Origin of the sequence: Zhongshania aliphaticivorans (assembly GCF_001586255.1) — a bacterium.
Lineage (GTDB): Bacteria > Pseudomonadota > Gammaproteobacteria > Pseudomonadales > Spongiibacteraceae > Spongiibacter > Spongiibacter aliphaticivorans.
The window spans coordinates 986,080-999,167 of sequence record NZ_CP014544.1; the positions used below are offsets into that span (position 1 = coordinate 986,080).

Genomic DNA, 13,088 nt, shown 5'->3' on the forward strand with positions numbered 1-13,088 from the left:
TCGATTGGCGGAGAAGTAGATGAATACCCGAAAGCAAATGCAAAGCGCAGTGCAGGGCAAGCGCGCTGGTAGCGCGACCACAAATATGGGGCGACAGATCCTAGGTGGGGTGTGTTTGTTGTTGGCGTCGATAGCCGCTTCAGCAGCCAACTTGACGGATGTGCAATTTAACTCACTGCAGGGTGGCAGCTTTGAAGCGCGCTTTACCTTTGATGGCCCGGCGCCAGAAGTGAAGGGCTACACCATTGAAAAGCCTGCTCGAATTGCGCTGGACCTGGTTGCGACGGGTAATAAATTGTCTCAGAAGAAATTCCCCCTAGCCTACGATAATGCCAGTAGCGCCGTGGTGTTAGAGGGCCGGGACAGAACTCGGGTTGTGCTGAACTTAGTGAAACTCGCGTCATACCAGACGCGTGCAGAAGGCAATACGCTCATCGTTGAGGTTGGTAGCGGTGGCGGTCAGGCCTACCTGAAAGAGAAGTACAATAGCCCGTTAGTCTCGTCGGCCAAAGCGGCGACGCCGGCGGCTAATAATATAACCGATCTTGATTTTCGTCGTGGCGATAAGGGTGAAGGCCGCTTGGTGATTCAGTTGGCTGATGCCAAGGCTGATATCAATGTCTACGTCGAAGGATCTAAAATCAAAGTGGATTTTGGCGGCGTTAACCTGCCCGCCAGCTTACAGCGCCGCTTTGATGTCGTTGATTTTGCAACCCCGGTGAAATCGATCGAAGCGCGCATGGGCGAGAAGGGTGCGAAGTTGGCCATTGAGGCCCAGGGGGAATACGACTACCTTGCGTATCAAACCGATACTGAATACGTCGTGAGCGTTAAGCCATTAACAAAGAAAGAAGTGGCTGACCGTCGTCGTGAATTCGCTTATGTTGGCGAAAAGCTGTCACTGAATTTCCAGGATATTGAAGTCCGCTCGGTGTTGCAGTTGATTGCTGATTTCACTGAACTGAACTTGGTTGCCAGTGATACGGTTAAAGGCAATATTACGCTGCGCTTGCAAAATGTACCTTGGGATCAAGCGCTTGAATTAGTGCTAAAGACTAAGGGCTTAGATAAGCGCCAGGTGGGTAATGTTCTGATGGTTGCGCCCGCGGCAGAAATATCCGAGCGTGAGCGGCAAGAAATTGAGGCTCAGAAGCAAGTTGAGGAGCTCGCACCGCTGCAAAGTGAATTTATTCGCGTGCGTTATGCGGATGCATCAGAATTATTTAAGTTGTTTGCGCGCAATGGCAATGACAACGGTAATAACAATAGTGGCAACAGTGACGGGCCATCGACAGGCAGTATTCTTTCCCCTCGCGGTTCAGTTATTGTCGACGAACGCACCAACTCACTGCTGATTACTGAAACGGCCGAGCGTTTGGACGAGTTCCGTCGCCTGATAGCCCTTATAGATGTCCCCGTGCGCCAAGTGCAAATTGAAGCGCGTATTGTTCGCGCAAGCTCAGACTTTGACCGCTCATTAGGGGTTAAGTGGGGCGGGGCCTATATTAAGCAAGACGGCGATAAGGTGTATTCCGCCAATGGTGATATAGCAAGTGACCAGGCAACCCAGAACAATTACCTGAGTGCCTTGGCCGCCGGTTCACCAACGTATACTGCGGTACCCGGCTTGGTTACTGACCTTGGCGTCTCTGGTGCGGCGGGTTCTTTTGCACTAGGTTTTATTAGCCCAGATGTTTTGTTGAACTTGGAGTTGTCGGCACTGGAGTCTAAGGGCCGCGGCGAGATCGTATCGCAACCTCGTGTGGTAACGGGTGATAAAGAACCGGCAATCATTAAATCGGGTACTGAGATTCCTTATCCGGAATCCTCAGCCAGTGGTGAAACCACCATTGCCTTTAAAGAAGCGGTATTGAAGTTAGATGTGACGCCGATTATCACGCCAGATGACCGAATTATTATGGATCTGACGATCAATCAGGACACCATTGGCTCGCTGGTCATTTCTACCGGCTTGGGCGGTCAGGTGCCAACAATCGACACCACTGAGCTGAAAACTCGGGTATTGGTGAGCAATGGTGAAACGGTTGTGCTTGGTGGGGTTTATGACCAAATTGACGTGCAGTCAGAAACCAAGGTGCCATTGCTAGGCGATATTCCCTTTTTTGGTCATTTGTTTAAGACCACCACAGTGACTCGTGAGAAGCAGGAGACGTTAATCTTTATTACGCCGCGCATTCTCGCCGACAGTTTGGTAGATTGATTGCAGATGATGAAGTCGGGTGCAGTATTTTTAGTTGGGCCAATGGGGGCGGGAAAGAGCACTATTGGCCGTTTGTTGGCAGAGACCTTGCGTTTTGAATTTTGCGATGTCGATCGTGAGATAGAAGAGCGTAGCGGTGTGGATATTCCTTGGATCTTCGATATGGAAGGTGAAGAGGGATTTCGTGATCGTGAAGAGAGTATGCTGTCTGAGTTGAGTGATGGCTCTCAAGTGGTTATTTCTACTGGTGGCGGTGCGGTATTGCGCAGTGTGAGCCGTAAGTTGATGGTCGCTAGAGGCACGGTGATTTATCTTAAAACCTCAGTGGAGGAGCAGGTGCGACGTACCGCTCGGGATCGCAAGCGTCCACTGTTGCAAAATGGTGATCCCGGTACAACCCTGCGAAACTTAATGGCCCTGCGTGAACCTCTCTACGAAGAAATTGCCGATTACACGGTATTAACGGATAATCGCACTCCGAAGTCAGTTGTTCAGGAATTGTGTGAGCAGCTCGGCGCCAGCGACCTCAGCGCGCAATATTGATATACTAAGTGTCCCGGTCTAGGGGCACTTTAATCTTTTCCCGGATATATTATTAATGAAACACCTCGAACTCGATTTGGGAGCGCGTAGCTATCCCATTTTTATCGCGCCCGGTATCCTTGGTGATGGCGCGCTGTGGCTGAAATATATTCGCGGCCAGCAGGTTTGTATTGTTAGCAATGACACCATCGCGCCACTTTATTTGGCGAGCTTGAAGCAGCAGCTGGCGGGCAAGTCGGTCTGTGAAGTGATTTTGCCGGACGGCGAGGCCCATAAAACCTTGGCTGTGCTGGAAAATATTTTCGACACCCTACTGCAGGCGAATCACAATCGCAGCACTACGCTTATTGCCCTTGGTGGCGGCGTTGTTGGCGATATGTGTGGTTTTGCGGCGGCCTGTTATCAGCGTGGTGTTCAGTTTATTCAGATCCCAACAACGCTGTTGGCCATGGTGGATTCTTCGGTCGGCGGAAAAACTGGCGTGAATCACCCGCTGGGCAAGAACATGATTGGCGCCTTTCATCAGCCCAATTGTGTATTAGCAGACTTAAATGTATTGAAAACCCTGCCAGACCGCGAGTTTTCGGCGGGTATGGCTGAGGTAATTAAATACGGTTTGATTTGTGATGCCGATTTTTTTACTTGGTTAGAGCAAAATATGAGCGGCTTAATGGCGCGTGATGCCGAATTATTGAGCGAGGCCGTGTACCGCTGTTGTGTGAATAAAGCAAATGTCGTTGCCGATGATGAGCGCGAGGGTGGGCGGCGCGCTATCTTAAATCTCGGGCATACCTTTGGTCATGCTATTGAAACGGCAGAAGGCTATGGCAATTGGCTGCATGGTGAGGCTGTCGCCGCAGGTACGGCGCTAGCGCTAGCGCTATCGGTTAAAATGGCATGGCTAGAGCCTGAAGTTGAAGCACGGGGTTTGGCCCTTTTGGCAAATGCTGGTCTGCCTATTTCTCCGCCGTCAAATATGAATGTGGATCAATTTTTGCAGCTCATGGGGCGTGACAAGAAGGTGCTGGATGGCCAGTTACGCCTTATATTGTTAACGGGTTTGGGTGAGGCGGTGGTGAGTTCCGAGGCTAGCGTTGAAATGATTAGCCAGGTTTTGCTCGCCGCCGGCGTAGGTGCCTAGCGAGTATTATTTGCAGGTGATTGATTAAAAATTGATCGCTGGAGCGGGCGAAGTTTGTCGCTGGTGCCTCGTCCGTGTAGAATGTCACTCCTTTTTTCGGGTATGTGTAAAATTCCGAAACATTCTTTCCGACTATCTTTTTGTTTTTCTTAGTAATTTTGCGAGAGTCGTTTTATGAGTACAGGCCTGTACAGACCTGATGATGTGCGCGATAACTGTGGCTTTGGCCTGATTGCCCATATGCAGGGCACCGCCAGTCACAAATTATTGCAGACAGCCATCGAATCACTGACGTGTATGACCCATCGCGGCGGTATTGCTGCGGATGGCAAAACCGGTGATGGCTGCGGCCTGCTGCTTAAAAAACCGGATGGTTTTTTGCGCTCCGTAGCTCGTAAAGATTGCGGTACCGAGTTAACCGCTACTTACGGGGTTGGCCAAATTTTCTTGAGCCGTGATCCTTTGCTGGCTCAAGCGGCCCGTGCTGCGTTTGAAAAGGTGCTGATCAATAATGGTTTGACGCCGGCTGGGTGGCGTGAAGTGCCCGTTGATTCATCGGTATGCGGCGAAATCGCTCTCGCGAGCCTGCCCCGTATTGAACAAGTGTTTATCAATGTTGAGGGTATGGACACTCAGCAGCTACGCACGTGTTTGTTTGTGGTGCGTCGTCAAGCCGAGATCGCTACTGCTGATGATCCTGATTTTTATATCAGCAGCTTATCCAGCGATGTTATCTCTTATAAAGGTCTGGTAATGCCAGTGGATTTGCCGAGGTTTTATCTTGACCTGGCCAACCCTGAGCTAGAAACGGCAATTTGCGTATTCCACCAGCGCTTTTCAACCAATACTAGCCCGCGCTGGCCTTTGGCGCAGCCGTTCCGCATGTTGGCTCACAATGGTGAGATCAACACCATTGAAGGTAACCGCAATTGGGCTGAGGCGCGCACGGGTAATTTTAGTAGCCCATTGCTGCCTGATGTGTCTGAGCTAATGCCACTGGTTAACCGCACCGGCTCCGACTCTTCAAGTCTCGATAATATGCTTGAACTGCTGGTTGCTGGCGGCATGGATTTGTTCCGTGCGGTACGTATGCTAGTACCGCCAGCTTGGCAAAATATCGAGCATATGGATGCTGATTTAAAGGCATTCTACGAATACAACTCCATGCACATGGAGCCTTGGGACGGCCCTGCTGGTTTGGTGCTTACCGACGGCCGCTACGCCGTGTGTATGCTAGATCGCAATGGCTTGCGTCCGTCACGCTGGGTAATTACCAAAGATGGCTTTATTACCGTGGCCTCGGAAATAGGTACTTACGGTTATCAGCCTGACGACGTTGTTGCCAAGGGCCGCGTTGGCCCCGGCCAAATTTTGGTTGTTGACACCGAAACTGGCGAGCTTCTTCATACCGAAGAAGTCGACAACCGCCTTAAATCGGCGCACCCCTATAAGCAGTGGTTGCGGGAAAACGGCAATCGCCTCCAAGATCAGTTGGGTCAAGGCAACCGTCCAGCACTGCCCGAGGGTGATACCCTTGTCGCCTTGCAAAAGTATTTTCAGGTCAGCTTTGAAGAGCGTGAGCAGGTATTGTCTGCTTTGGCCGACAGCGGCAATGAAGCCGTAGGCTCGATGGGCGACGACACCCCTATGGCGGTGTTGAGTTCTCAGCAACGCTCGCTATATGACTACTTCCGTCAAAAGTTTGCGCAGGTTACCAATCCGCCAATCGACCCCTTGCGGGAATCGATTGTTATGAGTTTGGAGACGCTGCTCGGCGCCGAGCAAAATGTTTTTGAACAGACTGCTGATCACGCTGACCGCTTAATTTTAACCAGCCCGGTATTGTCACCAGATAAATTTGACCGCTTGATGCATGTCGATTCACCGCGCTACCCCTTGGCGCGGATTGAACTGGCTTATGACCCAGCGTTGACCTCCTTACAAGACGCGGTAACTGCCGTTGCCGAGGCTGCAGAGGCGGCCGTGCGCAGCGGTAAAGTTATTTTGCTGCTCAGTGACCGTGCGGTAGAGCCAGGTATGCTGGTGGTTCACAGCTTGCTGGCAACGGGTGCGGTACATCACCACCTGATTAAGCAGGGTTTGCGCTGCGATGCCAATATTGTGGTTGAGACCGGCAGTGGCCGTGACTCTCATCAAATGGCCTGCTTGTTTGGTTTTGGTGCGACAGCTGTTTACCCCTATATGGCCTTCGCCGTGATCAGCGACATGCTGGAAAGTGGCGAAATTCTTGGCGACGAGCAAACTGCTCACACCAATTATTGCAAGGGTATTAATAAGGGCCTGCTCAAGATTATGTCCAAAATGGGCATTTCGACTATTGCGTCTTACCGCGGTGCCCAGCTGTTTGAAGCTATTGGTTTGGCAGATGAAATTGTCGATACCTGCTTTAAAGGCGTTGCCAGCCGTATCGCTGGTGCCGGATTTGAGCAGTTGCAGCGCGATCAAGAAGCCTTGGCGACCATTGCATGGTTACCACGCAAGCCGTTGGATCAAGGTGGCTTGCTGAAGTATGTGCACGGCAAGGAATATCACGCGTTTAATCCCGACGTGGTAATGACCTTGCAAGACGCAGTAAAAAGCGGCGATTACGCGGTGTGGAAGAAGTATTCCAATCTCGTCAATAATCGGCCTATTGCGACATTGCGCGATTTGCTCGGCATTAAGGCAGATGTTAAAGCTATTCCGCTAGATGAAGTGGAGCCGATTGAAAGTGTGCTGCGCCGTTTTGACTCAGCGGGTATGTCGCTGGGTGCATTAAGCCCTGAAGCACATGAAGCATTAGCAACTGCAATGAACCGCTTGGGTGGCCGCTCTAACTCTGGTGAGGGCGGCGAAGACCCCGCGCGCTACGGTACTGAGCGGGTATCTAAAATTAAGCAGGTGGCGTCTGGCCGCTTTGGTGTTACCCCACACTACTTGGTGAACGCCGAAGTTCTGCAGATAAAGGTGGCCCAGGGTGCTAAGCCCGGTGAAGGTGGCCAGTTGCCTGGCGGTAAAGTTAACGCCTTGATCGCGCGTCTGCGCTATGCGGTGCCAGGTGTAACCTTGATTTCGCCGCCACCTCATCACGACATTTACTCCATTGAAGATTTGGCCCAGCTTATTTTTGACCTTAAACAGGTCAATCCAAGTGCGCTAGTGTCGGTTAAATTGGTATCTGAGCCTGGTGTTGGCACTATTGCCGCGGGTGTGGCGAAAGCCTATGCCGATTTGATTACCATCTCCGGCTACGATGGTGGTACGGCGGCGAGCCCGATCACCTCGATTCGCTATGCAGGTTCGCCTTGGGAGCTCGGTTTATCTGAGGCTCAACAAACTCTGCGCGGCAATGGCTTGCGTGGCAAGGTGCGGGTACAGACTGACGGCGGCTTAAAAACCGGCCTCGACGTCGTGAAGGCGGCCATGCTCGGCGCTGAGAGTTTCGGTTTTGGTACCACGCCGATGGTGGCACTGGGCTGTAAGTACCTGCGTATTTGTCACTTAAATAACTGTGCGACCGGTGTTGCAACCCAAGATGAGCGTCTGCGTGACGAGCATTTCATCGGTACTGTGGAAATGGTGATGAATTTCTTCACCTTTATTGCCATGGAAACCCGTGAGTGGATGGCCAGCATGGGCATTCGCACCATGGCGGAATTGATTGGTCGTACCGATTTAATGGAGCAAAAGCAGGGACAGACCGAGAATCACGGTTTGCTCGACTTGGCACCGATCTTGTACAAAGATCCTGCGATGGCAGGTCAGCCTGAGTTTTGCGAAGTGGACTTAAACGCCCCCTTCGATAAGGGCGAAAAAGCCGAGGTCATGGTTGCTGCGGCCCTGCCTGCGATTGAAGCCAAGACCGGCATTACCTTGGATTTTACCGTTACCAACTGTGACCGCTCTATTGGTGCACGCCTGTCTGGTGAAATTGCCAAGCGTTACGGCAATCTGGGCATGGATGACGCGCCGGTGACCTTGAATTTGAAAGGAACTGCGGGCCAGAGCTTTGGCGTATGGAATGCCGGTGGTTTGAATATGTATTTGGAAGGCGATGCCAACGACTATGTCGGTAAAGGTATGGCTGGCGGCAAATTGGTTATTTACCCGCCCAAGGGCAGTGTGTTTGCGAGTCAAGATACGTCTATTGTGGGTAATACCTGTTTGTACGGTGCTACTGGCGGTAAATTGTTTGCAGCGGGGACCGCTGGTGAGCGCTTTGGCGTACGTAACTCGGGCGCCCATGCGGTGGTTGAGGGTGCCGGCGATCACTGTTGTGAGTATATGACTGGTGGTAATGTGACCGTATTAGGGCCAACCGGCGTCAATTTTGGTGCAGGCATGACGGGCGGTTTCGCCTATGTGCTCGATGAAGCCAACCGCTTCGTTGACCGCTATAACAGTGAGTTAGTTGAAATGTGTCGGATTACCTCTGAGTCTATGGAGGCCTATCGGGCGCATCTGCGCGGCAATATTCAAGAGTTTGTGACTGAAACCGGATCGGCGTGGGGACAGCATATACTTGATAATTTTGACGACTACATCGGTAAGTTCTGGATGATTAAGCCCAAGGCGGCGAGCCTCAGCCGTTTGCTTGACTCCACCAGAAGACGTCCGGAATAAGCTAGCCGAGTAGCGATGAGGTAAATCGAAAATGGCAGAACGTTTACAAAATACATTCCAGTTTCTTGATGTTGGTCGTCAGGATCCCGGTAAAAAAGACATGGTGCAGCGTAAAACTGCGTTTGTTGAAATTTACGAGCCCTATAAAGAAGAGGACGTAAAGCAGCAGTCGCATCGTTGTCTGAGCTGTGGCAACCCCTATTGTGAGTGGAAATGCCCAGTTCACAACTATATTCCTAACTGGTTAAAGCTGGTTACCGAGGGCAATTTGTTTGAGGCGGCGGAATTAAGCCACCAGACCAATAGCTTGCCAGAAGTCTGCGGTCGAGTGTGCCCGCAGGATCGACTGTGCGAGGGTGCATGTACCCTAAACGACGGTTTTGGCGCGGTAACAATCGGGTCTACTGAAAAGTACATAACCGATACTGCACTGGCCATGGGCTGGCGCCCAGACATGTCGAAGCGGGTGTGGACTGATAAGAAAGTTGCGGTCATTGGCTCTGGCCCTGCGGGTATCGGCTGCGCCGATGTCCTGGTGCGCGCTGGTGTCAAGCCCGTCGTCTTTGACCGTTACCCAGAAATTGGTGGTCTGCTGACTTTTGGTATTCCTGAGTTCAAGCTTGAAAAGTCTGTGATCCAGCGTCGCCGCAAAGTGTTGGAAGACATGGGCGTAGAGTTCCGCGTTAACGTCGATGTCGGTGTTGATATCACGCTAGAGTCCTTGCTCGAAGAATACGATGCCGTGTTCCTTGGTATGGGTACTTACAAATACATGAAGGGTGGCTTCCCTGGCGAAGATTTACCCGGTGTCTACGATGCCTTGCCGTTCTTGGTGTCGAATGTAAATCGCAATATGGGCTGGGAAAAAAATCCAGCCGACTTTATTGATGTGAAGGGCAAGCGGGTTGTGGTTTTAGGCGGTGGTGACACAGCGATGGACTGCAACCGCACCTCGATTCGTCAGGGCGCGGAAAGCGTAGTTTGCGCTTACCGCCGCGATGAAGAAAATATGCCAGGCTCGCGTAAAGAAGTACAAAACGCCGGTGAAGAAGGCGTGCAGTTCTTCTTTAATCGCCAGCCCATCGCGATTGTTGGCGATGCCCATGTCGAAGGTATCAAGGTTGTAAGTACCCAGCTTGGTGAACCCGACGAGAATGGCCGTCGTCGCCCCGAAGTGATTCCGGGCAGCGAAGAAGTGATTCCCGCAGACGTGGTGTTGGTTGCCTTTGGTTTCCAGCCGAATCCACCGTCGTGGATACCGGATGCAGGTGTTACCGTAAATAGCTGGGGCGGTATCGACGCCGCCGAGCAGCAAACCTATAAATTCCAAACCAGCAATCCTAAGATATTTGCTGGTGGTGATATGGTGCGCGGCTCAGACTTGGTGGTTACCGCTGTATGGGAAGGCCGCCAAGCCGCTGAAGGCATATTGGATTATTTACAAGTCTGAGGTCTGAGGTCGGAGGTCAGGCGCAAAGGCGTCAGACACCTGACTTCCGACGCCCGACTAAAGGTTTATTATGACTGAACTTAAAAACGATACCTTCCTGCGCGCCCTCCAGCGCGAGCCGGTAGAATACACGCCAGTATGGATGATGCGCCAAGCTGGCCGTTATCTACCCGAATACCGCGCTACTCGTGGCAAGGCCGGCGATTTTATGTCGTTGTGTATGAACCCTGAGCTGGCCTGCGAAGTAACTTTACAGCCGCTAGAGCGCTATCCCTTAGACGCCGCCATCCTGTTTTCAGATATTTTGACTATTCCCGATGCCATGGGTTTGGGCTTGTATTTTGAAACCGGTGAAGGCCCGCGTTTTAAGAAAACCGTGCGGACGATGGCGGATGTTGAAGCGCTTCCCGTTGTCGATGGTGAGAATGACCTCACTTACGTCTGCGATGCGGTGCGTACTATCCGCCGAGAGTTAAATGGCAGGGTGCCTTTGATTGGTTTTTCTGGCAGCCCGTGGACCTTGGCTACTTATATGGTTGAGGGCGGTGGCTCAAAAGACCATGCCCGCTGCAAGGCCTTGGCTTTTGACCAGCCTGAGCTTATGCACGCGCTACTCGATAAATTGGCCCAAAGTGTCACTGCGTATTTGAATGATCAAATTCGCGCGGGCGCCCAAGCGGTACAAATTTTTGATACCTGGGGCGGGGCACTGAGCCATAACGCCTATCAGGAATTCAGCCTGCGTTATATGCAGCGTATCGTTGACGGCCTGATTAAAGAAAATGACGGTCGCAAAGTACCGGTTATTTTGTTCACCAAAAATGGTGGCCAGTGGTTAGAGCTAATGGCCGCCACCGGTGCCTCGGCACTGGGTTTGGATTGGACTACAGATATTGGCGCGGCAAGAGCTCGGGTCGGCGATAAAGTTGCCCTGCAGGGCAATATGGACCCGTCGATGTTGCGGGCGTCACCCGCGCGAATTCGCGAAGAAGTGGCGACAATTTTAGCGCGCTACGGCACTGCTCCGGGCCATATCTTTAATTTGGGCCACGGTATTACCCCTGAAGTTGACCCTGCCCATGCCGGCGCATTCATTGAATGTGTTCGGGAGCTGTCGGCGCCGTATCACAGCAAATAGCAGATTAGTTAAAGTGCAAAAAAGGCGGGTTTTCCCGCCTTTTTTGTGCCTCCAATAAAGATATTAGTTGCCTGATTGTTAAGGCATAACCTCCACAAAATGTTTCCATTTGTTTTGTAGACTGATAAACCATTGCGGAGCGCCATTACCTGTACCGGAAAATTCGAGTTCGGGGTAATGGGCGGTTACGCGATTGAGAATACCGTGGTCCTTTTCATTAATATCGATCAGTAATAAATGGCGTCCACTCGCCAAAGCTTGCTGAAAGCGTTTGAACTCGTGGTGGGGCTCTTGAATGCCAAATAGTCCACCTTCCCACGTAAAGAAACCTAGCACGACGATGGCGAGGAAAATAAAAGGCGTCCAGCCTGCTGCAGTTTCGGTTGCGCCGGAGTAGTGGCCGACCGCGAGTACAACCGCAGAAGCGGCTGCGCCGATCAATGCGCCGCGCTCCATTGAGTGGACAACATCTTTGCGTAATACCGCTTCAACATCGTTGAGCTTGCGTATGGTTACGCCGCGATCATCATTGCTTAATACATGAATTTGCGGGGTGGAAATACCGTTTGCTTCGAGGTCGTGTTCAACAGCTTCGAGTTTGTCGAGATTATCAGCCAGAAAAAAATAGCGTTTCATATTATGCTCCTAACCGTAGCTAGCGTATGCAGTAGCGCTGGTCTTAAGAGAATGCGGCCATTGCTGCTACAATCGTCTGCTTTAGTCTAGCAGTGTCAGGGCGGCCTGCCCCGCGCTAAATAGCGCTTTATTATTGTATTTTTGTCTAAGCCGAGGCGCTGTGATTTCCTATAAATCTATTGCTGGGGCAGTTTTGGGAGTGAGATGGGCGTGATGAGTTTGGTAAATGACGATAAAAAAGTGGTGGAAGCTGAAATTCGCCGTTGGCTTGAGCAAGTGGTTGTCGATTTGGGGCTTTGTCCCTTTGCCGCTAAGCCTCTTCAGGATGAGCGGGTTAGTATCGACGTTAGTTTGGCACAAAACCCTGAAGATTTAGCCTCTGACCTGCACCTCGCGCTGTGTCGGTTAGAAGAGACCCCAGTGGCGACCTTGGAAACGAGTCTTTTGGTGGTGCCCAATATGTTGGGCGATTTCTACGACTACAACGACTTCTTGGATATTGCTGATGCCATCTTATTGGAAGGCGATTGGGAGGGTGAAATTCAAATTGCGAGTTTCCATCCCCAGTATCAGTTTGCTGGAACGAATAAAAACGACGCTGAAAACTTCACCAATCGGGCCCCGTACCCCATATTTCATTTATTGCGCGAGGCGAGTTTAGAGGCAGTATTGGCGGCCTACCCCAATCCAGATGCTATTCCTGAGCGAAATATTGAGCTGTTTCAGGGTATGGATAAAGCGGCTATTAAAGCGTTATTTCCTTACTGTTTCCGTTAGTGTTTCATTGCTTGCTCGGCGGGAACTGGTTCAGGATCTCGGCAACGGCTTCTTCTATCATCGCAGTATTGGCTTTGGGGTCGCTATTATGAAGCTCCACGACCAGAGATCCTCGCCAACTTAGCTTCATGTCAGCAGGATTTATAAAGTCAATTATGATTTGTACATTGCGATTGACGGTGTCCTTGCCTAGGGGCACGCCGACCGAGCTGCTCATACCGAAATTGCCGCCAAAGCTGCCGATTCCTAAGCCAAGTCGCGGGCTGCGGTCGATGGTGTCGGCGGCTTCTGCCAAATAGTACTTAACAATAAAGTCGGCCGCTTGCGGAGCCGGAGCTTTGAGGTATGCGCGATTGCTTAGCTGGGTTTGCAGCGCTGCTTTAACATTGTCGATAATAAAGGGCGAAATGTTCTTATCTGCGCCACTACTCTCTGACCAGAGGTAGTGTTGGTAGCGACTGAAATCAATATTGGGATTGTAATCGCTCACGACATTGGTCGTGCTGCAGGCACTTAGCAGCATCGCTACGATAAGAATAAATAGTTTACTGGTTTTCAT

At 51.3% G+C, this 13,088-nt stretch carries 9 protein-coding genes; 7 read left to right on the plus strand and 2 right to left on the minus strand.

All coding sequences use genetic code 11. The features are described 5' to 3' along the window. The first annotated feature begins 19 nt into the window (after positions 1-19). The 6 genes from pilQ to hemE all read left to right on the plus strand — a co-directional run bounded on the left by pilQ (position 20) and on the right by hemE (position 11,116). The gene (gene pilQ, locus AZF00_RS04295) at positions 20-2,221 is read left to right on the plus strand and encodes a type IV pilus secretin PilQ (RefSeq protein ID WP_008246196.1); all 2,202 of its coding nucleotides are present in this window, start codon (positions 20-22) and stop codon (positions 2,219-2,221) included. 6 nt (positions 2,222-2,227) lie between these two features. Beyond that, positions 2,228-2,764, plus strand: a complete 537-nt coding sequence (gene aroK / locus AZF00_RS04300) for a shikimate kinase AroK (protein ID WP_008246198.1) — start codon at positions 2,228-2,230, stop codon at positions 2,762-2,764. Between the two features lie 55 nt (positions 2,765-2,819). Next, on the plus strand, positions 2,820-3,905 hold the full coding sequence (aroB, locus tag AZF00_RS04305) for a 3-dehydroquinate synthase (RefSeq protein ID WP_008246199.1): 1,086 nt from the start codon (positions 2,820-2,822) through the stop codon (positions 3,903-3,905). 174 nt (positions 3,906-4,079) lie between these two features. Then, the gene (gene gltB / locus AZF00_RS04310; RefSeq protein ID WP_008246200.1) at positions 4,080-8,528 is read left to right on the plus strand and encodes a glutamate synthase large subunit; all 4,449 of its coding nucleotides are present in this window, start codon (positions 4,080-4,082) and stop codon (positions 8,526-8,528) included. A gap of 31 nt (positions 8,529-8,559) precedes the next feature. Further along, positions 8,560-9,978: a glutamate synthase small subunit GltD family protein gene (locus AZF00_RS04315; protein WP_008246201.1), complete on the plus strand. Its 1,419-nt coding sequence runs from the start codon at positions 8,560-8,562 to the stop codon at positions 9,976-9,978. Positions 9,979-10,048: 70 nt separating this feature from the next. Further along, positions 10,049-11,116: a uroporphyrinogen decarboxylase gene (hemE, locus tag AZF00_RS04320; protein ID WP_008246202.1), complete on the plus strand. Its 1,068-nt coding sequence runs from the start codon at positions 10,049-10,051 to the stop codon at positions 11,114-11,116. A 78-nt stretch (positions 11,117-11,194) separates the two neighbouring features. Here hemE and AZF00_RS04325 read toward each other — a convergent pair whose 3' ends face one another. Next, positions 11,195-11,752 (minus strand): hypothetical protein, encoded by a 558-nt coding sequence (locus AZF00_RS04325; protein WP_008246203.1) that lies wholly within the window; start codon positions 11,750-11,752, stop codon positions 11,195-11,197. Between the two features lie 213 nt (positions 11,753-11,965). On the opposite strand from AZF00_RS04325, the gene AZF00_RS04330 reads away from it, so the two are divergent. Next, complete coding sequence (locus AZF00_RS04330) at positions 11,966-12,529, plus strand: DUF1415 domain-containing protein (protein ID WP_040802497.1); 564 nt, start codon at positions 11,966-11,968, stop codon at positions 12,527-12,529. Positions 12,530-12,533: 4 nt separating this feature from the next. Here the strand turns inward: AZF00_RS04330 and AZF00_RS04335 are convergent, their stop codons facing one another. After that, entirely contained in the window at positions 12,534-13,088 is a 555-nt protein-coding gene (locus AZF00_RS04335; RefSeq protein WP_008246205.1) for a DUF4136 domain-containing protein, read from the minus strand.